This window comes from Sphingopyxis fribergensis, assembly GCF_000803645.1.
GTDB classification, from domain to species: domain Bacteria; phylum Pseudomonadota; class Alphaproteobacteria; order Sphingomonadales; family Sphingomonadaceae; genus Sphingopyxis; species Sphingopyxis fribergensis.
Genome location: NZ_CP009122.1, coordinates 2,063,541 through 2,084,383 on the forward strand (window position 1 = coordinate 2,063,541; position 20,843 = coordinate 2,084,383).

The 20,843-nt window shown below is 62.8% G+C and carries 17 protein-coding genes; 6 read left to right on the forward strand and 11 right to left on the reverse strand.

Annotation, left to right across the window (positions count from 1 at the left end; translation table 11 throughout):
• Positions 1-48 precede the first annotated feature (48 nt).
• Complete coding sequence (locus tag SKP52_RS09570) at positions 49-5,778, forward strand: AAA family ATPase (protein ID WP_081997279.1); 5,730 nt, start codon at positions 49-51, stop codon at positions 5,776-5,778.
• Between the two features lie 278 nt (positions 5,779-6,056).
• Here SKP52_RS09570 and SKP52_RS09575 read toward each other — a convergent pair whose 3' ends face one another.
• The gene (locus SKP52_RS09575) at positions 6,057-6,680 is read right to left on the reverse strand and encodes a Yip1 family protein (RefSeq protein ID WP_039574353.1); all 624 of its coding nucleotides are present in this window, start codon (positions 6,678-6,680) and stop codon (positions 6,057-6,059) included.
• 180 nt (positions 6,681-6,860) lie between these two features.
• On the opposite strand from SKP52_RS09575, the gene hspQ reads away from it, so the two are divergent.
• Positions 6,861-7,235: a heat shock protein HspQ gene (gene hspQ, locus SKP52_RS09580; protein ID WP_039574355.1), complete on the forward strand. Its 375-nt coding sequence runs from the start codon at positions 6,861-6,863 to the stop codon at positions 7,233-7,235.
• A 6-nt stretch (positions 7,236-7,241) separates the two neighbouring features.
• Here hspQ and SKP52_RS09585 read toward each other — a convergent pair whose 3' ends face one another.
• A complete protein-coding gene (locus SKP52_RS09585; RefSeq protein WP_039574356.1) occupies positions 7,242-8,114 on the reverse strand; it encodes an ABC transporter permease in 873 nt (290 codons plus the stop codon).
• Positions 8,115-8,237: 123 nt separating this feature from the next.
• On the opposite strand from SKP52_RS09585, the gene SKP52_RS09590 reads away from it, so the two are divergent.
• Together SKP52_RS09590 and SKP52_RS09595 are read left to right on the forward strand one after the other, a co-directional pair.
• Entirely contained in the window at positions 8,238-8,933 is a 696-nt protein-coding gene (locus SKP52_RS09590; RefSeq protein WP_039574359.1) for a GcrA family cell cycle regulator, read from the forward strand.
• A 10-nt stretch (positions 8,934-8,943) separates the two neighbouring features.
• Positions 8,944-9,342 (forward strand): PaaI family thioesterase, encoded by a 399-nt coding sequence (locus tag SKP52_RS09595; protein WP_039574361.1) that lies wholly within the window; start codon positions 8,944-8,946, stop codon positions 9,340-9,342.
• A 53-nt stretch (positions 9,343-9,395) separates the two neighbouring features.
• Here the strand turns inward: SKP52_RS09595 and SKP52_RS09600 are convergent, their stop codons facing one another.
• Positions 9,396-10,229, reverse strand: a complete 834-nt coding sequence (locus tag SKP52_RS09600) for an outer membrane protein (RefSeq protein WP_039574365.1) — start codon at positions 10,227-10,229, stop codon at positions 9,396-9,398.
• 169 nt (positions 10,230-10,398) lie between these two features.
• On the opposite strand from SKP52_RS09600, the gene parE reads away from it, so the two are divergent.
• Together parE and SKP52_RS09610 are read left to right on the forward strand one after the other, a co-directional pair.
• Entirely contained in the window at positions 10,399-12,378 is a 1,980-nt protein-coding gene (gene parE, locus SKP52_RS09605) for a DNA topoisomerase IV subunit B (protein ID WP_039574367.1), read from the forward strand.
• Between the two features lie 10 nt (positions 12,379-12,388).
• Positions 12,389-13,756 (forward strand): serine hydrolase, encoded by a 1,368-nt coding sequence (locus tag SKP52_RS09610; RefSeq protein WP_052208044.1) that lies wholly within the window; start codon positions 12,389-12,391, stop codon positions 13,754-13,756.
• Here the strand turns inward: SKP52_RS09610 and SKP52_RS09615 are convergent.
• The 8 genes from SKP52_RS09615 to uvrC all read right to left on the reverse strand — a co-directional run bounded on the left by SKP52_RS09615 (position 13,674) and on the right by uvrC (position 20,791).
• Entirely contained in the window at positions 13,674-14,144 is a 471-nt protein-coding gene (locus SKP52_RS09615; RefSeq protein ID WP_039574369.1) for a DUF417 family protein, read from the reverse strand. The genes SKP52_RS09610 and SKP52_RS09615 overlap by 83 nt on opposite strands.
• Positions 14,145-14,204: 60 nt before the next feature.
• On the reverse strand, positions 14,205-14,999 hold the full coding sequence (locus tag SKP52_RS09620) for a LysR family transcriptional regulator (RefSeq protein ID WP_039574373.1): 795 nt from the start codon (positions 14,997-14,999) through the stop codon (positions 14,205-14,207).
• Positions 14,996-15,397 (reverse strand): Co2+/Mg2+ efflux protein ApaG, encoded by a 402-nt coding sequence (gene apaG, locus SKP52_RS09625; protein ID WP_039580505.1) that lies wholly within the window; start codon positions 15,395-15,397, stop codon positions 14,996-14,998. The genes SKP52_RS09620 and apaG overlap by 4 nt, the downstream gene beginning before the upstream one ends.
• 23 nt (positions 15,398-15,420) lie before the next feature.
• On the reverse strand, positions 15,421-16,629 hold the full coding sequence (locus SKP52_RS09630; protein ID WP_039580509.1) for a trans-sulfuration enzyme family protein: 1,209 nt from the start codon (positions 16,627-16,629) through the stop codon (positions 15,421-15,423).
• Positions 16,630-16,633: 4 nt separating this feature from the next.
• Positions 16,634-17,635: a 3-isopropylmalate dehydrogenase gene (gene leuB, locus SKP52_RS09635; protein ID WP_267128057.1), complete on the reverse strand. Its 1,002-nt coding sequence runs from the start codon at positions 17,633-17,635 to the stop codon at positions 16,634-16,636.
• 93 nt (positions 17,636-17,728) lie between these two features.
• Entirely contained in the window at positions 17,729-18,466 is a 738-nt protein-coding gene (recO, locus tag SKP52_RS09640) for a DNA repair protein RecO (protein WP_039574378.1), read from the reverse strand.
• Positions 18,454-18,846, reverse strand: coding sequence for a PaaI family thioesterase (locus tag SKP52_RS09645; protein ID WP_039574381.1), 393 nt, complete (start codon positions 18,844-18,846; stop codon positions 18,454-18,456). Before SKP52_RS09645 ends, recO begins: the two co-directional genes overlap by 13 nt.
• Positions 18,847-18,856: 10 nt before the next feature.
• On the reverse strand, positions 18,857-20,791 hold the full coding sequence (gene uvrC, locus SKP52_RS09650) for an excinuclease ABC subunit UvrC (RefSeq protein WP_039574383.1): 1,935 nt from the start codon (positions 20,789-20,791) through the stop codon (positions 18,857-18,859).
• Positions 20,792-20,843 lie beyond the last annotated feature (52 nt).

The following is a 20,843-nucleotide window of genomic DNA, read 5'->3' on the forward strand; positions in this document are numbered from 1 at the left end:
ATGCGCAACCTTGAATCGCATCGGCGTGCCAGCGATCTCTTCATCCTCATGGCTCCAGTAGAACTGGCAGGCCTCGCCCAGCTTGAACGTCATCAGGATGAAGGCGGCGACACCACCGCGAGCGTCCTTGCGCCGACCGGTCGCCGCAACGAACAGGGCGTCCACGAGAACGGTTTAGCGATCAGCATTCAACCGCGGCGATCACTTCATCTCCAAGGATCAGAAACGTCGAAGGGTTGCACTGGCATTGTCTTGCGTGGATTTTTGACGCGGACCAATCTGACTGACGCAGAATATACGGCTAGGAAAGTCGAAGCGTTTCCATCATTGTTACACTTTCCTTGTTACGGTCTCTTCATGTCATCCCAACGCCCATTGTTCTCAAAATCTATCGCTGAACTGGAAAAGCTGGTCGAAGAAAAGCGTGGCGACCCGCTAACGCTCGTTCGCGTCATGGCTGAACTCAGGCACCGCGATACGGATCGCGCTGTCCGACTGCGCAATCGCGTCAAGGCCATTCAAGATGGCTTGGAATTCGACTTAAAGCCGCCCCCGCCGAACACGCCAACTCCGCAACCTGCCGATCAGGGCGCTGGCGCACAAGCACCTCTGGCGGGAGGAAATGCCAACACCTCTTACGGCAACCGAACCGAGCTTCGTCAGACGCCACGCAACGCTCGTTTGCAAGAACGCACGGAACGCGCGGAAATGCCTATCAGCTACGATCCAGCTCTGACTGCCAGTCCATCCGCAGTCGCCGAACCAGAACATACTCCGGACCCTATCGTCCCCTTCGAGCCAGCAAACCCTCTCGTCGTTTCGAGGATGCTCGATCTGATCGACTACGTGATCTCGGTCGAGAAAGACAAGCTCAAGATCGTCACCGACGTGGCCGATCACCGAGCCTTCAACCGCAACACCGCCCAATTGGTTGAGCTTCCCGGCGTCCATTTCAACGCCGTCGATGGCGATGAAGTGGCATGGCTCAAGGTCGAGCGTTTGACCAAGGTTCCCCCGCCTGCGCCGGACGATGAGGAATTGAGGCCTTGGGTCATCCTGTTGGATGATCCGGCGAAGCAACCGCGATTGCGCGAAGGACTGACCGCCAGTGAAGTGCTGCAAGCAAAGATCAGCCTTGAGTCGGATCAAACCTCCGTTTCTCTGAACGAGTTCAGCGGTAGAGATGCAATCGAGGCGGCGTTCGCCACTTACCTTGAGGATCCTTGGAAGAGATGGGCAGAGCAGGAGAAGCCGCGCCGGGAGACCATGACGCTCTATGGTAGCCTGTTTGCCCTCCAAGCCGCTCTGGCTGCCCCAGACGGGACGCCGCAGGAATTTGTGTGCGGTATCGGTTATGCGGCCTTAGCGCGGGGCGGCAAGCACCTCTGCTATCCGCTGCTGACCGTGCCGCTCGACATCGAATTGGACCACAAGAGCCACGTGATATCGGTTGTGCCGCGCGAAGAAGTTTCACCGGCGGTCGAAGCGGACCCGCTCGACGTGCTCGAACTCAAGCAAGTCGATGCGTGGAGGAAAGATGCTCGCCGCATCCTAGATGCCTTAGAGGACTCGCCCCTCTCCCCGTTCGCCCCCGAGACTTATGATGTGATCCTGCGGCACGCCGCTGCACTCTTGGACCCGCAAGCTCGTTATGTAGACGGTGAGGGCGAGATCATTACACCGCCAGCACCCGGCCCGGAACTGATCGTGAGCAGCGCTTTCGGGTTCTTCCAGCGTGAACGGCGTGCAACGCAACTCATGGCCGACTTGCTGGGCTTTCGGGCGCTGCTTGAAGACGGCGATGTCCCTTTGGAAATCCCCGGCGCGATCGCTGCGCTGTTCACCGAACCATCGAGCGCCGTTGCTGACGAGGATTTTCCTACCTTCCGAGGCATCAACTCCATACCTGGGGTGACCTCATCGGACGGCGCGGGCGCTGACCTGTTCTTCCCGAAACCGTTCAACGGCGAGCAAGTCCAGATCGCACAACGCCTCGCCGTAGGCGACGGCGTGGTCGTTCAAGGCCCACCGGGAACCGGCAAGACCCATACGATCGCCAACATCATCAGTCACTACCTTGCGACCGGAAGGCGTGTGCTCGTCACTTCCCAAAAGACGCCTGCACTTCAAGTCCTTCAAGAACAGCTTCCTGCCCCGATTCGTCCTTTGGCGGTCAGCTTGCTGGACAGTGATCGCGAAGGTCTGCGACAGTTCCGTGCCTCCGTCGATCTCATAGCCGAGCGGTTGCAGGGTCTTCGACGGTCCGAGATCGACAGCGAAATCGACACCCTTGACAGTCGGATTGACGGCTTGCATCGAACCTTGGCGAACCTCGATCGCCAGATCGAAGAACTAGGGCGCAACGCGCTCCAGTCGGTTATGCTGAACGATCAAGCAATACCTCCTCTCGATGCCGCCAAGGAGGTCTGGGAGGCAGGCGATGACGCATGGTGGATCGAAGATGCCATCACGCCCGACCCGCGCCATACGCCGAGCTTCGGTAGCGACGACCTCGCCGCTTGTCGTCTGGCCCGCTCGGAATTGGGGGAACTGCTCGGCTATCTCGGCAAACCGCTTCCCCCGGCCGACCTATTTGCCGACATCGAAGCCATAGTCTCCACGCACACCGATCTGGCGCAAGCGGCTGCAATCCGGCGCGAGATCAATTCTGGCGCGCTATGGCCGCTGGTCGATGAAACGCCGGAGACTTTGGACGCAGCGGCAGTTCTGCATGAACGGCTCTCTGCTTGGACGTTAAAGCGCGACGCCCTAGGCAAAAATGCGCCGCCTTGGGATAATGCACTCGAAGCTCTACTGGCGGCCCCTTCCGATCCTCTCCTGCTCGCGATCCGGGGTTTGAAGAACGATGCAAGCGAGCTTGCGGACGATCACGCATGGTTCATGACTCGTCCCGTTGAGCTGCCAGCTGAGGCTCTCGACGATCCCCGCTTCGTGGCAGCGGTTGAAGGCCTACAAAGCGGTGGGCAAGGGCTTGGCGGGCTGGCAGGCCTATTCGCTCGCCGCACCAAGCAATCACTGTCGGGTGTTCGCCTACGCGGCAAACCACCTCGCGGTGCCGAAGAGTGGCAAGCCGTAGCGCGCCACATTCGCTCGCAAGAGCGCGCTACCATGTTTACGGCGAGCTGGAACCATGCCTGCACTACTTCCGACGTACCAAGGCTAGCGAGCACCGGACCGGCTGCGGGTCGCGAAGCAATGCGCGTGGTGGATCGCCTTGAAAGCCTCTTTGCGCTTCACTCTGAGGCAGTGGTCCTGACCAAAGAGGTTAGTATACTGCTACCGCAGTGGCGCGGCGCGGTCGAACGCCACCAAGATATGGGATCGACGCTGTACTGTTTGAAGCTGCATCTTGATCGTGCCCGTCTCGCCAAAGCCGAAGGGGTCCGCCGCCACCTCCTTGTGGAGATTGGGGCGCACGAAACGGAGCTTCATGCAGATGCGCGCGCCTTAGTTTCCTCGCTTGGCATGGACGCCATGTCAGTCACGGAGTGCCGCGAGCAAGCCATCGCGCTCTCCGGTCGGATCGAGCACCTGCATCGACTGAGACCCCACTTTGATACCGTCAACGACGTAGCTGAGAAGGTTACTTCATCGGGAGCACCGCGCTGGGCCTCTCGTCTCTGCTCGGCCCCAGCCATCGGAGAAGATGTCTGGTGTCCAAGCGACTGGCGACGGCGCTGGCGACTGCGCCAGCTTGCGTCGTGGCTGGATGCTTCACAGAAGCTGGGCGCTTTCCGGACGTTGCATGCCGAGCGCCAGAGGGCTGAGGGCGACCTATCGCGCGCTTATACTCGGCTGATCGAGCAACGCACATGGCGGGAACTAAAAAAGCAAGCTTCTCCCGCCGTGATGACCGCACTCAGCGCTTATGCTGTTGCCGTCGGTCGTATCGGCAAAGGGACGGGAAAGAGTGCCAACCGACATCGCAAAACCGCTCGTCACGCGGCAAATGCTGTCAAGGGCGCGTTGCCATGCTGGATCATGCCTCACCACAGGGTGTCCGAGTCGCTGCCCGCAGAGCTGGGTATTTTCGACTTGGTCATTGTCGATGAGGCCTCCCAATCAACCTTAGCCGCCCTTCCGGCGCTGTTCCGCGCCCGCCAAATCTTGGTCGTAGGCGACGACAAGCAAGTCAGCCCGGATCATGTCGGTCTTGCAATGGATCAAGCCAATGCACGTGCGGCCCGCTACCTCACTTCGCAGGTTGCCCTTTTCCAAGCCCCAATGCGGGAAGAAGCATCGCTTTATGATCTCGCCAGCGTGATCTTTGGCGGGGATAACCTGATGCTGCGCGAACACTTCCGTTGTGCCGCGCCGATCATCGAGTTTTCCAAGCGGCAGTTCTACCGCAACGAGCTGCGGCCCTTGAGGCTCTCTAAGTCCTCTGAGCGTCTCGATCCGGTCCTCATCGACGTTCGGGTCACGGACGGCTATCGGAAGGGAAAAACCAATCCACCCGAGGCTGATTACATCGTCAGCGAGCTTCGACGCATGGGCGACGACCCCTCGTTCGATGATCGGACATTTGGGGTTACCACCCTTCTCGGGACCGAGCAGGCCGCGTTGATCTACAAGCGCATTGAAGGCGAGCTTGGGATACCGTTCATCGAAAAATACCACCTACGTGTTGGCGACCCTTCGGCATTTCAGGGTGACGAGCGAGACGTAATGTTCCTCTCGATGGTCGTAACGGCAGGAAATGCCACGGCACTTAGCGGTCTTGGTTACGAACAGCGCTTCAACGTGGCGGCTTCACGTGCCCGCGAACGGATGATTTTAGTGCGGTCAATTGAGTTGGATCAACTCAGCCCACGCGACGCCCTCCGGCGCGCGATCCTTGAGCACTTCCGCTCACCATTCCCAGCTGACGCCGCCGATATGCAGGACGCGCGTGACAGATGCGAGTCTGACTTCGAGCGAGAGATGTTCGATCTGCTCGCCGAGCGGGGATACAGCGTCGATACCCAAGTCAAAGTCGGCGCCCATCGGATCGACATGGTCGTCGATGGGGATGAGGATCGTCGTCTTGCAATCGAATGTGATGGTGATCGTTACCACGGCCCGGAGCAGTGGCCTTCGGATATGGCTCGGCAGCGCACTCTTGAGCGCGCAGGTTGGCGCGTTTGGCGCTGCTTCGCATCACGCTTCGTGCGCGAAAGGACCGCAGTGGTCGAAGAGCTGGCTGAGCTGCTCTCGACAATGGACATTCAACCCCGCAGCGCCTCAGGGCGATCGCGAACCTATACCGAGCTGCGCGAATGGAACTCCTTGAGCGGCACAAACGAAATCGACGAAGCCGATACCGACGAAGATGATGCCTCGCTGGGAGACGATCTTTTGTCAGGTGAGACGACCAATACCGACCCCTTGCAACCCGTTGCAACGCGTTGGAATGGCCACGACACCACTGAAACAATCAGCATTGCACCTATCGGAATATCAGAACCTTCGTCGCCACCTTCTGCGAACACGGCGCAACGCGTTACGGAGACAGACGTCCAAGCGGCAATCCTGGAGCTATTGGGGAACGGCGAGGTTTGGACCAATGCAGAGCTAAAACAGGCGCTGTCTCACGTTCTTCCGCTTCACGCCGGGGACCGGCAGCAGTCATCAAGCCGCCCCAACGAGGAAAAGTGGGAAGAGCTGGTGAACAATGCGCTGGCTAGCTCCGGACGCAGCAACTCACTCTATGCCCGAGGATTGGTGTCCAAAGCTGGGTTTGGAATGCACCGTCTTGCAGAACGCGATGATAGGTAGTCGGGGCAACGAATCGCCTGCCAACTCGCCCGTCGCAAGGCGCCTCTCCTTCCCCAACGCCCGGATGATGGTTCACCGCGTACGAACGGGGCGCCATCGCCAGTCACCTATATGCTACAAAATGCGCTCCAAATTTCGAGTAGAGGAGGCCGCGTAAGATATTGAAAAATATATGTAACATTCGATAGGAGGAGTATCCCTCACTCTCCTCCATTTTTCTAAGTTTTTGACCACGGCAGGCCGCCCCGGCACGAAACCGGGGCAGCTCGCGTGCACCATTACCTGATGGTAACGAGCGACGGTGCAGCGAGCGCGCCGACGACGGCGCCGACGATCAGGAACAGCACGATATAAACGATGATCACGACCACCGTGTAGCCGAGTGCCTTGTCCTGCGGCGCCTTCATCAGCACCGGCAGGCCAAGATAGAGGAGATAAAGCCCATAGAGCGCGAACAGGAGGCCGAGGACGGCGAGCGCGGGCAATATCCCGAAAATGCCGCCGACCCAGCCCGCGGTCGCCGAATAGGCCGCCACCTTCAGCGCCTGAACCTGATTCTTTTGTCCGCCAAAATTCGGCGCCAGGCCGTCGATGACCAACGCGAGAATGAAGATCGTCGCCAGCGACAAGCCGTAAGAGACGATCGCCGACACCAGCGCCCCCACCAGCGGCGGGTGATAGGTAAAGCCGAACGTGGTGATGCCGAAAACCTGTCCGCCAATAAATCCGGCTAGCGGGCCGATCGCCGCCAATACCAGCACATAAGGCACATAGATCGATTGTACCGTCGCCGGCTCGGCCGCCATGACCGGCCACGTCTCTTTGGGTTTGAGAAGGATGTCCTTCGCGCGCTGGATAATGCCCGAAGCCGGACCGGAGCTATTGGGTGGTACGTCCGTCATAATGCGTCTCCCCTGATCGTGCGGCCCACAACCCGAATGGGAAATGCAAAAGCCATGAGGACAGTTTAATCCCCATCTCCAATGCATCTGTAACGCTGCTCACAGCCCGATTCGGCAAACCACAGCCGATTTGGAATGTAACCGACTTGAAACGAGCGTAAACCGCCATAGATTGACCCTATGACACCCGACTCCAGTTCCGAGCTTCCCTCCACCGTTACTGCACCGCTGATCGGCCGCGCTCGATTCGCGCCGGGTGATATCGTGCGCCACCGCATGTTCGACTTTCGCGGCGTCGTGTTCGACATCGACCCGGTCTTTGCCAACAGCGACGAATGGTATGAAGCGATCCCCGAGGACATCCGCCCGGCGAAAGAACAGCCCTATTACCACCTGCTCGCCGAAAACGGCGATTCAGCGTACATCGCCTATGTCAGCCAGCAGAATCTGGTCGCCGACGGCGACGGCGGGCCGATCGATCATCCACAGATCGATGCGATGTTCGAGGGGCTGGACCACGGCCGCTACCGCGTTCGCGCCATCCACCGCCACTAAAAGCTATCAGGCCTTCAGCTTCCAGCCCGAAGCAAGCAGGCGATAGGTCAGCAGGCCCAGCCCGATATTGACCCCGATCAGGACCAGCGCTGCGGTCAGTACCGGATTGGAGATCGTCGAATCGACCGTACCGATGAAGCCGTAGCGAAAGCCCATGATCGCATAATAGACGGGGTTGCCGTGCGCGATCGTCTGAAACCAAGGTGCGAGCTTGTCGACCGAATAGAATGTCCCCGACAAAAGCGCGAGCGGCGTGACGACGAAATTGGTCACTGCAGCGGCATGATCGAACTTTTCGGCCCAGACCGAGGTGATGAGGCCGAGGAAACCGAGCATAGAAGCGCCGAGCACGCCAAAAACCGCCACCGCCCAGAGATGATCGGGCACGACATGCACACCAGGCCACAGCAGCATCGCAAGCCACAACGCCAGCCCGACGAGGATCGACCGCGTAATCGCGGCGCCAACCAGCGCGATGATCAGCTCGCCGACCGCGAGCGGCGGCATCAGATAGTCAACGATCGTGCCCTGGATCTTGCCGACCAGCAACGAAAAGCTCGAATTGGCGAAGCTATTCTGGAGCATCGCCATCATGATGAGCCCCGGCGCGATGAAATCGGCGAAGGGAACGCCGATGACCGTCCGCCCCGCACCGCCAAGCGCGACGGTGAAAATGACGAGGAACAAAAGCGTGGTAATCGCCGGGGCCCATATTGTTTGCAGCTGGACCTTGAAAAACCGCCGCACCTCCTTGACATATAGCGCGTGCATGCCGGGCACGTTCAGCGTTCGGATATGGGGAACGCCGGGTTCGGCGAAGGTTGGAGTCGCGGCGGAATTTGTCGAGTCGGGGCGCGAAATTTGGGGCTGGTCGTTCATGGCGTTCTCGCCTATCGCCTCCCCGATCTTACCGCAAGCTGGGCAACGTCTGATGCCGGTCCCGAAAGGATCGACAAGGCGCATCGTCTGACCGCCCGCAGCGTGAATGATAAGGAATAGATTATGTCATGGACCGACGAGCGCATCGAAAGCCTGCGCACCATGTGGGAAAAAGGGCTGACCGCCAGCCAGATCGCCGATGAACTCGGCGGTGTGAGCCGCAATGCGGTGATCGGCAAGGCGCATCGCCTCGGCCTCAAATCACGCCCCTCGCCCGTCAAGGCGACTGATAAGGTGGCCAAGCCGGTGAAGGCCGCGGCCCCCGCCGCGCCGAAGCCCGCGACACCCGTTGCCGCGCCGCGCGCGGCTGCGCCAGTCGCACCGCGCCCGGCCGCGCCGGCGCCAAAACTCGATGCCAAGCCGGCCATCGACACGCCGAACGCCGACGGCGGTTTGGGCGATGTCATACCGAAGGCCGACCAGCCGCGTATCGTCTCGATCGGCCCCGGCGGCTTCATCCGCCAGGGACCCGGCGACCAGCAGGCACCGATCCCGCCCGCGCCGCCGCGCCGTCTCGTGCCCGCAAAGCCGAGCCCCGAGATTGCCGACAAGACGACCTTGCTCGACCTCAACGACCGCATCTGTCGCTGGCCGATGGGGCATCCCGGCGAGCCCGACTTCCATTTTTGCGGTGAAGCCGTGAACCCGGGCTTCCCCTATTGCGTCCAGCATTGCGGCCGCGCCTATCAGGCGCAGCTGCCGCGCGGCACGCGCCGTCCGCCGCCGCCGCCGCCGTTCGGTGGCCCCCGCGTTCGTTAAGACACGCCCGGTGAGACCCTTCGGGCAGGAGTTTGAATTCGCGCGCGCGCTCGGCCTGCAGATGGTCGAGCGCGGCGACGGACGCTGCACGATGGCGATCGACATCGAACCGCAGCGCCACTTCAGCCCGCAGGGCGCCGCGCATGGCGGCGTCGCTTATTCGCTCGCCGACACCGCGATGGGCGGCGCGCTCACCAGCGTCCTCCCCGACGACCAGTGGTGCGCGACGATGGAAATCAAGTTCAACTATCATGTCCGGGTCGGCGAAGGCCGATTGACGTGCGAGGCCGAAGTGCTGCACCGCGGCAAGCGCGTCGCCAATATTGACGCGCGCCTCTATCAGAATGGCCGCCTCGTCAGCAGCGCGAACGGCAATTTCGCCATTTTCGCGGCGCCATCGGCCAAATAGGCGAAAGGCGCCGGGTCTTTCGACCCGGCGCCTCCCTTCCCGCTCCCAAGAGGTCAGAAGCGGTAGCTGATCGCGCCCCGCACGCTGTGCGTGCGGAAATGGGCATTACTGCGCTGGATATCGGTCCCGCCGCCGTTCAGCAGGAACGGATTGGTCGGCGGCGCGGTGCCCGCACCGACGTTGACGACATAATCCTTGTCCTTGAGATCGGTGTAGAGATACTCGAGGCCGACCGAGATATTGTTCGTCACCATCACTTCGGCACCGCCGCCGGCGGCATAGCCCCAGCCATTGGTCTTGCCATTGTCGGCAAAGCTGTTGGCGGTGTTGCTCGTCGTGAACTTGTTGTCGAGGCGCGCATAAGCACCGCCGCCGGTCACATAGAAGAGCGCGCCGCCGCCGGGGGTGTAACCGGCACGCAGGCGGGCGCCCGCCTGATAATCGGCCTCACGGCTCATGGTATAGCTTGCGGGGGTGGTCGAAAAGCCGCTGACGCTGTCGCGCGCATGGCTGCGCCCGCCTTCGATGACCGCGCCGAGGACGAAATTGCCCATCCGCTTGTCGAAACCAAGACGCCCGTAATATTCCGGACCGTCCTTGTCGTTGCGGCAGCCGAGATTGGCCGAGCTGGTCGCCGCGCCATTGCAAAAGCCCGGCGAAAAGGCGTCGGTGCCGCCCGAAGTCGTCACCTGGTCGCCATAGGTGCCGTCGCGGTTGGTGTCGAACACGAGCGTTTCGCCGCGATCGCTGCCCTGAAGCGTGCCGCCACCGACGATGCTGATATAGGGTCCGTTGAAGTCCTGCGAGGTATCGCGCCCGTCCTGGGCCATCGCGGGCACGGCCAACGCGCTGGCCGCAACTGCGGCGAGGAGAGAGAGATTTTTCATTTTTTACTCCACTTTTTGAATGACTTTGCAGTCCGTTTGCCAACCCCCTGCCTCCGCCCAAAGTTCCCTTTCTGCTCTGAAACGGGACGAATGGAGCCGTCGGCGCGAGGCGCAAAGCGGTCCAAAACCGCCCTTGCCAGCGGCCTTTGCCGCCCCCTATAGCTGGGCCATGAGTCACGATTTGTTCGACAGCAGCACCCCCGCGACCGACAGCTACAACGCCTCGCAGATCGAGGTGCTGGAAGGGCTGGAGCCCGTCCGCCGCCGCCCTGGCATGTATATAGGCGGCACCGACGAGCGCGCGCTGCACCACCTCGCCGCCGAGGTGATCGACAACAGCATGGACGAGGCGGTCGCAGGCCACGCGAACCGCATCGAAGTCATCCTCGATGTCGGCAACCGGCTCACCGTCATCGACAACGGCCGCGGTATGCCGGTCGACCCGCACCCCAAATTCCCTGGCAAATCAGCGCTCGAGGTCATCATGACCATGCTCCACTCGGGCGGCAAGTTCGAGGGCAAGGCTTATGCGACCTCGGGCGGCCTCCACGGCGTCGGCGTCAGCGTCGTCAATGCGCTATCGGTCGAAACCGAAATCGAGGTCGCGCGCGGCAAGCAGCTTTATCGCCAGCGTTTTTCGCGCGGCACGCCGCTGGGCGGGCTCGAAGAACTCGGCCCGACGCCCAACCGCCGCGGCACGAGCGTCAGCTTCGTTCCCGACGCCGAAATCTTTGGCGATCATGGCCGGTTCAAGCCGCAGCGGCTCTATCGCATGGCGCGCTCGAAGGCCTATCTGTTCGCTGGCGTCGAAATCCGCTGGAAATGCGCGCCCGAGCTGATCGGCGACGACACCCCAGCCGAGGCGATTTTCCAATTCCCCGGCGGCCTTGCCGACCACCTCAAGGAACAGATCGGCACGCGCGAATGCGCGACCGCCGAACCCTTTATCGGACGCCAGGATTTCCCGGGCGATCAGGGCCGTGCCGAATGGGCGATCGCCTGGCCACTGTGGTCGGACGGGTCGTATAGCTGGTATTGCAACACCATCCCGACCCCAGCGGGCGGCACGCATGAAGCGGGGCTGCGTTCGGCGCTGACCAAGGGTTTGCGCGCGTTCGGCGAGTTGATCGGACAAAAGAAGGCCGCACAGATCACCGCCGAGGACGTCTTCAACGGCGGCGAGATGATGCTGTCGGTCTTCATCCGCGATCCGCAGTTCCAGAGCCAGACCAAGGACCGGCTATCGAGCCCCGAGGCCGCACGCTTCACCGAAAATGCCGTACGCGACCATTTCGACCATTTCCTCTCGGACAATATGGACCGCGGCCGCGCGCTGCTCGGCCTCGTCCTCGACCGGATGGACGAAAGGCTCAAGCGCAAGGCCGAACGCGAGGTCAAGCGCAAGACCGCCACCAGCGGCCGCAAGCTCCGCCTGCCCGGCAAGCTGACAGACTGTGCGAACGACGGCCCCGAAGGTACAGAATTATTTATCGTCGAAGGTGACAGCGCCGGCGGCAGCGCCAAGCAGGCGCGCGACCGCAAGACGCAGGCGATCCTGCCGATCCGCGGCAAAATTTTGAACGTCGCGAGCGCCAGCAACGACAAGATCCGCGCCAATCAGGAAATCGCCGACCTCGCGCTCGCATTGGGTTGCGGGATGCGCAAGGATTGTGACGCTGATCGGCTGCGTTACGAAAAAATCGTCATCATGACCGATGCCGACGTCGACGGCGCTCATATTGCGACTTTGCTGATGACCTTTTTTTTCCAGGAAATGCCCGACATCGTGCGGCGCGGCCATGTCTATCTCGCGCAGCCGCCGCTCTATCGCCTAACCTCGGGCAATACGTCGGCCTATGCCCGCGACGATGCACACCGCGCCGAGCTTGAGGCGACACAGTTCAAGGGCAAGAAGGTCGATGTCGGCCGTTTCAAGGGGCTGGGCGAGATGAACCCCAACCAATTGAAAGAAACGACAATGGACCCCGCGACGCGCTCGATGTTGCGCGTCACGCTGCCGCAGGAATATGAAGAGCGGCACTTGGTCAAGGATCTGGTCGATCGGCTGATGGGCAAGCATCCCGAACATCGTTTCCAGTTCATCCAGGCCAACGCCGCGACGCTCGACGAGGCTGCGATCGACGCCTGAGGAGGCTTTTATGGCGAGATTTCGATCGGTGGCGATCGCGGCAGCGATACTGATTGCGCTCCCGCCGCACATCGCCCTCGCCCAAACTGCGGTGCGCACGACCCCAGCGGATCAAGCCGCGTTCGAACGCCGCGCCCTGCAACTCGTCGACCTGTTTGGCGGCAAAATCGCTTACTCAGCCTATTTCGATCCGCATTTTCAGGCCGCGGTTCCCGAGCCCCAGTTCGACGCGTTCCGCGCCGGACTGATCGCGCAATATGGTGAGCCAGTCGCGATCGACAGGGCGACCGCGGCCAATGATCGGTCGGGGACCGTCCTGCTGCGTTTCGAACGCGGCGTTGCTACGGTGCTCCTGGACATCGGCGCCGCGGCCGATAAGCGGGTGAGTGGACTACAGATAACCGGCGTCACCGTGGCAGACGACAGTTTCGAAAAGGTCGCGGCCGAGATTGCAGAACTGCCGGGGCAGACAGGCTTTCTCGTGGCAGAACTCGACGAGGGCACTATCCGGCCCCTCGGCTCGGCCAATGTCGACCGGCAATTTGCAACGGGCTCGACCTTCAAGCTCTATATCCTCGACGAACTCGCGGCGCAGGTCGCGGAGGGCAAGCGCCGGTGGTCCGACGTCGTCCCGCTCTCGCATTTCAGCTTTTCATCGGCGGGCACCGCGAACTGGCCAGCGAAAACGCCGGTAACGCTCCAGACGCTCGCGAACTGGATGATCTCGGTCAGCGACAATGGCGCTGCCGATACGCTGATCCACCTTCTCGGCCGCGAAGCGATCGAGGCGCGGATGAGGCGCGCCGGGCACAGCGATCCATCGCGCAACATCCCGTTGCTCACTACGGTCGAAGCTTTTGCACTAAAGGGAAATAATTTCAGTGATCTGCGTCCAGCATTTATCAACGGCGATGATGCCGCGCAGCGCAAGCTCCTCGACGACAACCGTCACCGCCTGACCCTCGCCAATGTCGATGGCGTCAGCTTTACCGCCGGCCCGCGCTTCATCGACAGCCTCGAATGGTTCGCCAGCCCGAACGACATTGCGCGCCTGATGGTCGACCTGCGCGCGCGTCGATCAAAGACGCTGCTGGCGGCGATGGCGATCAACAATGGCGTCGGCCCGGTCGCTGCCGCCGACTGGAGCTATCTCGGCTACAAGGGCGGGTCCGAAAATGGTGTGTTGTCGATGAGCCTGCTTGGCCAGCGCAAATCGGATGGCCAATGGGTCGTCGTGACCGCGAGCTGGAACAATTCCAAGGCCAATGTCGATACCGGCCCGCTGATCGGGCTCGTTACGCGCCTGCTCGCGCTCGCAGCGCATGCCCCGCATGCAGCGCCAGCGCCAGGCACGCCGCCAGCAGCACGGCGTCCTTGAACAGGAATTGCGCGGTGGAGCCCATGAAAGGAAAGCCGTAACCTTCTTCCCAGAGCGACGCCCCGAAACTGAAGCTCAGCGTAATCAGAAAGGTGCATATCCCCATCAGGCTTCCGAGCAGCCCCGCGCGATGCGACCACGCCCCAATCGCGATCAGCGCGCCGGCGAGCAGCTCGATCGTGCCGATGACGTTGCTGGTCCCCTGCACACCGATCAACGGATACATCCACGCAAACAAGGGATAGTGCATCGCCGTTCGCGCCACACCTTCGGCCTCATAGGCGGCGAACTTCGCGACGCCAAAAAGGGCAAAGATGAACACGAGCGACCAGCGCAGCGCCGCAATTGCCAATAGCTGCGACGGCAGCCGGTCCAGAATCTTGAACATGAAATAATACCCCCGAATATGGTTTCAGGGCTATTCGTCGGCCGTCGCGCTTCGGTTACATCAGTCGGCGGTTAGCGCCGCGACCAGCGCCTTGACCTTCGCCTGCCGCCATTGCGGTGTCGGCGCGACGAGCCAGTAGCCGCGCTTTACGGCGACGGCATCGCCGATCTGCCGCACACGCCCCGCCGCGATGTCGGCCTCGGCCAGCATCGCGGGAACATTGGCATGTCCCAGCCCGTTGGCCGCCGCGTCGATCGCCAGCCCGGCATCGCCCAGCCGCAGCGCGGGCTCGCCGTCGGCCACCGGACAGCCCGGCCACGCAATGCGCGTCTCGCTCTCGCTCCCCGGACCCGCGACGGTCACCATCAGCGGATCGGCTAGCGCCACGCCTTCATGCTCGCCCGCGCCGTCGGTCCAGAATATCGCGAGATCGAGGTTGGCCTCGGTAAAGTCGATCCCGCTGTCGGCAGAGACCAGGGTGAAGCGCACATCGGGCGCCTGCTGGCTATAGCGGGCAAGCCGCGGCGCGAGCCATTTGGCGGTGAGGTCGCGGGGCGCGGCGATCGTCAGCGATTGCGACGACTGCCCGGCCTGCATCGCGCGCACCGACTCTTCGAATTGCAAAAAGCCCTGCCGCAGTGCGTCGAGTCCGGCATCGGCCTCGCCGGTCAGTTCCAGTCCCTTGGGCGTGCGGCGGAACAGCACGACGCCGAGCATATCCTCGAGGGCACGAATCTGCTGACCGACCGCCGCGGGCGTCACCGCCAACTCGTCGGCGGCGCGCGTGAAGCTCAGATGCCGGGCAGCGGCATCGAACACGCGCAAGGCGTTGAGCGGCAGGTGGGTGCGTTTCATGACGCGGTCGCGGGCGCCACGAGCGGGAAATGGGGGATTGCGACGAGCAATTGCGATCCGTCGCCCATCTCCATCTCATAGCTACCGACCATCGAGCCTTCGGGGGTCGGAAGCGGACAACCCGAAACATAGTCGTAGGCGCCGCCGGGGCCGATCAGCGGCTGTTCGCCAACGACGCCTTCACCCTCGACTTCGCTGACCTGGCCGCGCCCGTCGCTAATCCGCCAGTGACGGCTGATCAATTGCGTCGCGGTCTGCCCGTGATTTTCGATCCGCACATGATAGGCCCAGAACCAGCGGCCGAGCGCTGGATGCGACTGTTCGGGCAGATAGCTGACCGCCACGCGCACGGTGATCGACCCGGTGGTCGCCGCAAAGGGGAAGAAGGAGTCGATCATCGTGCTCATGGGGGCAGCGTCGCTCAAAGCCCGGCCTTGGTCAATGCCTGGTCCAGATCGGCGATAACATCGCGCGGATCCTCGAGCCCGATATTGATGCGCAGCATCCCCTCGACGACGCCCATGTCGGCGCGCGCTTCGGCGCTGACGCCATAATGGGTGGTCGATGCCGGATGGCAGCACAGGCTGCGTGAATCACCGATATTGTTCGAAATATCGACGAGTTCGAGCGCGTTGAGCAGGCCCATCGCCTGTTCGCGGCCGCCGTCGAGGACGAAGGAGAAGATCGGCCCGCACGCCTCCATCTGGCTCATCGCGAGATTATGCTGCGGGTGGCTGGCAAGCCCCGGGTGCAGGATGCGCGGCACGCGGCTTTCGACGAACTTGCCGACCGCGAGCGCATTTTCCGACTGGCGCCGCGCGCGCAAGTCCAGCGTCTCAAGGCCTTTGAGCACGACCCACGCGTTGAACGGCGACAGGTTTGGCCCCGTGTTGCGCTGGAACGGCAATAGCACGTCGTTGATGAACTTCTCGGTCCCGCAGACGGCACCGGCGAGCACGCGGCCCTGCCCGTCCATCAGCTTGGTGGCCGAATAGGCAACGACATCGGCGCCGAAATCCATCGGACGCTGCAGCACGGCGGTCGCAAAGGCATTGTCGACGACCGACGTGATCCCATGCGCCTTTGCCAGCGCGCAGACATGCTTCACATCGACGATATCCATCGTCGGGTTGGCGGGGGTTTCAAAGAAGAAGACTTTGGTGTTCGGCTTGATCGCCTTTTCCCAGGCATCGTTATCGCGGCCGTCGACGACGGTCGTCTCGATGCCGAAACGCGGGCAGAGATGATCCACGAGCCAGCGGCACGAGCCAAAGGCGGCCTTCGCGGCGACGATATGGTCGCCCGCCGACAGCTGGCACAGCAATGCCGTCGTCATCGCCGCCATGCCGGTCGCCTGCGCGCGGCACGCCTCGGCGCCTTCCATCAGTGCGATCCGCTCTTCGAGCATCGCCACCGTCGGGTTCTGCAGGCGCGAATAGGTCATGCCCTGTTCTTCGCCGGCAAAGCGCGCCGCGACTTCCTCGGCGCTGTCATAGGTGTAGCCCGAGGTCAGGAAGAGTGCTTCCGACGTCTCGCCATGTTCGCTGCGCCACGTCCCGCCGCGCACCGCCTGCGTCGCCGGATGCCAGTTCCTGGTCTTGCTGCGATCCAAACCCGTCGTCTTCTTCATCATCTTATCCGTTCAAAACCGAAACCACCGCATCGCCCAATGCCGCCGTTCCCATATTGCCCCCCAGATCCGCACCGCGGCACCCGTCGGCCAGCACTTGTCCGACCGCCGTCTCGATCCGCGCCGCGCTTGCCTCGTCGCCGCCCGAATGGCGGAGCAGCATCGCGAGCGACAGGATCATCGCCAGCGGATTGGCGATGCCCTTGCCCGCGATATCGGGCGCGCTGCCGTGGATCGGTTCGTACAGCCCCTGCTTGCCTTCGCTCAGCGAAGCCGAGGCGAGCAGCCCGATCGACCCGACACACATCGACGCCTGATCGGACAGGATATCGCCGAACAGATTGCCGGTGACGACGACGTCGAACTGGCCGGGGTTGCGCACCAACTGCATCGCGGCGTTATCGACATACATGTGAGTCAACGCCACGTCGGGATAGTCCGCCGCAACCTCGATCACGACATCGCGCCACAGCTGCGATGTTTCGAGCACATTCGCCTTGTCGACCGAGCAGAGGCGTTTCTGACGACCCTGCGCCGCGCGGAAGGCGACATGCGCGATGCGCCGCACCTCGCTCTCGCTATACGACATGACGTCATAACCTTCACGCTCGCCGCTCGCCGTTGTGCGCGTGCCCTTTTCGCCGAAATAGACGTCGCCGTTAAGTTCGCGGACGATCAAAAGGTCGATCGCCGCCGCGACCTCGGGCCGTAACGCTGAGCTGTCTTCGAGCCCCGCGAACAGCTTCGCGGGCCGCAGATTCGCAAACAGGCCGAGTTCGGACCGCAGGCCGAGGATCGCCTGCTCGGGGCGCAGATGCCGTTCGACGCTGTCGAACCGAGGATCGCCGACCGCACCGAAGAGGATGGCATCTGCCGCTTCCGCCTTCGCCAGCGTCTCGGGCGGCAGCGGATGACCGGTCGCTTCATAGGCTGCCCCACCGACAAGCGCGCGGTCGAGCGTGACAGTCAGGTTGAGCGCCGCGAGCACCTTCTCGGCCTCCGCCATGATTTCCGGACCGATACCATCGCCAGCCAACAGCAGGATTTTCAACGTCTCGCCCTTTCGTGTCTCGCCTGCCGCTTAGACAGCGGCGGCGCGTCACGCAACCGCCCTGCCCAGCCGCGAGACCAATCTTTCCCTTACGCTCAGCAAGTCGCGGTTGCGCCCGTCGAGGACGTCGCGGTCGAGGAAATGGCCGGTGATGATCAGGCCATCGAGGACATCGTCCATCGGCGGACTGGCATCCTGCCCGCGCAGAAAGGGCGGCAGGCGGAACAGGCGTTCCTCATAACCTGCCGCCGCCCCCATGCTTACCGCGCCGCCCGACTTGGGGTTGACGAAGGCCAGATCGGCGGACATTCCCGTCACAACGCATTCTTCGAGATTCAGGCCAAAGCCCAATTCGGCGAGCAGCAGCAACTCGTAACGCGCCAGCGCCGTGGCCCACTGCCGCGCCGACGACGCCACGCCGATCGCGTCCAGAACTGCCGAAAGCGCTGAATAGAGTGCGGGATAGGGCTGGCTCTCGGGTAGGGTCGACGCGGTCAGGCTCGTCGCCCAGTCGATAGCCGCCGCCGCCAGCGGTTCAGCGAGCAACGGCGCGCGGCTTTCCAGCAACTCGGCCGTCGCGCCGGCCAGTTGCTCTTCGGTTCGCGCCCGCAGTTCGAGCGCAACGAGATTGCCGGCGATCAGAATCGGCCGCAGCCGCGTCGACCGCCCGCCGCGCACATAACCCGCAACCAGGCCCGCCTCTTCGGTCAGCGCGCGCAATATCGCCCCATGTTCGCCATGCGCGCGCACGGCGCAGACGATCGCGGGGGCGGTCAGGCTGGCCAAAGCACCATCTGCGTCTGCGTCACCAACGCGACCTCATCGCCCGCTTCGGTGCGGATGCGCGTCTGCCACACCGACAGCCGCTTGCCGATCTTCACCGGGGTCGCCTCGCCGACCAGCACCGAACCCACCGGACCAGCGCCGAGGAAGTTGGTCTTGCTCTCGATCGTCGTCGTCCCGCTTGCCCCATCGGGGAGCGTCAGGAAGGCACCTACAGCGCCAAGGCAGTCCGCGAACGCCATGATCGCCCCGCCATGGACGATCCCGCCCGCGGTGCAGATTTCGGCACGCACGGGCAGCTTGCCCGCGACGCGCTCCTTGCTGCCTTCGTGGATCGTGACTCCAAGCGTCCCCGCGAGCGGCATGGCTGCTGCAAAATCCATAAAACTCCCCTCACCGTCCCGAATGATAGAAATCATGCACCGCCTGCGCGACCGCCGCGCTCACTCCCGGCGCCTTCTGCAAATCTTCCAAGCTCGCGCCGCGCACCGCGCGCGCCGTGCCGAAATGCATCAGCAGCGCCTTCTTCCGCGACGGCCCGATCCCCGGAACCTCGTCGAGCGGCGACGCGCCCATCGCCTTCGACCGCTTCGCACGATGCGCGCCGATCGCAAAGCGGTGCGCCTCATCGCGCAGCCGCTGGATGTAAAACAGCACCGCATTGTTCGGCGGCAAGGTGAATTCGCGCCCGTCGGGGTGATAGAAAGTCTCGCGCCCGGCATTGCGGTCGGGCCCCTTGGCCACCCCGACAAAGGTCAGGTCGTCGATCCCCAGCTCAGCAAACACCGCCGCAACCGCCGACACCTGCCCCTTGCCGCCGTCGATCAGCACCAGGTCGGGCCATTCGCCTTTGGTGCGTTCAGGATCCTCCTCGATCGCGCGTGCAAAGCGGCGCTGGAACACTTCGCGCATCATCGCGAAATCGTCGCCCGGCATCGTCTCGGCGCGCTTGATGTTGAATTTACGATAGGCGCCCTTGATCCAGCCCTCAGGTCCCGCGACGACCATCGCCCCCAGCGCGCTGGTGCCCTGGATATGGCTGTTGTCGTAAATCTCGATCCGTTGCGGCGGGTTCTCCAGATCGAACAATTCGGCGAGTTCGCGCCCCAGCTTCGCCTGGCTGCTGCTCTCCGCGAGCCGCCGGTCGAGCTCTTCGCCCGCATTGCGCACCGCCTGCTCCAGCAATCTCCGCCGGTTGCCGCGCTGCGGCACGCTGATCTCGACCTTGCGTTCCGCGACTTCGCCCAGCGCCTCGGCCAGCAGCGCGCTTTCGGCGGGCTCGTGATCGACTAGGATCGTCTTCGGCGGCGGGACGCCTTCGTAAAATTGCATCAGGAAGCTCGCCATCACTTCCTCTTCGGGCACCCCCGACACATGCGCGGGAAAGAAGCTGCGGTGCCCCCAATTCTGCCCGCCGCGGATGAAGAAGCCTGCGATGCACAGCTGCCCACCCTTCGCCGCGAGCGCAAAGACATCGGCGTCGCCCAGCCCGTCGGCATGGACCGACTGGCTGCCCTGGATGAAGGTCAAGGACTTGAGCCGGTCGCGGATCACCGCCGCCTGCTCATAATCCATCGCGTCGGCGGCTTTAGTCATGGCGTCGCCCAGCCGTTTCTGAACCGCGGTCGAGCGGCCTTCGAGGAAATCCTGCGCGTCGCTCACCAGACCGGCATAATCTTCCTTCGAGATGCGATCGACGCACGGCGCGCTGCACCGCTTGATCTGATAGAGCAGGCACGGGCGCGAGCGATTGGCGAAAAAGCTGTCGGTGCAACTGCGCAGCAGAAAGGTCTTTTGCAGCGCATTGAGCGTCTGGCCCACCGACCCGGCGCTCGCGAACGGACCATAATAGCGCCCCTTGGCACGCCGCGCGCCGCGATGCTTCTGCACGCGCGGAAAATCATGGTCGGTGCGCAGCAGGATGAAGGGGAAGCTTTTGTCGTCGCGCAGCAGGACATTGTATGGCGGGCGATAGCGTTTGATCAGCTGCGCCTCAAGCAGCAGCGCCTCGGCCTCGCTCGTCGTCGTGACGATCTCCATCGCGCGCGTCTGCGACACCATGCGCTGCAACCGCTGCGGCAGGCGCGCGACTTGCGTATAGTTGGCGACGCGGTTCCTGAGCGCGCGCGCCTTGCCCACATAGAGCACGTCGCCGCGCGCATCGAGCATCCGGTAAACGCCGGGTCGCGTCGGCAATTTGCGCACGACGCTGCGGATCGCTTCGGCGCCGCGCTCAAGGTCGGGCTTGTCGTCCTCGGCGTCGCCGCCGCGGATGACATAGGTGGCTTTCTCTTCGTTGAATCGGTCGGGAGCGTTCGGACGAGCCATGATTTTGCATGTAGGCGATGGTGATGCGACCCGCCATAGTGCGCGAGGTAAA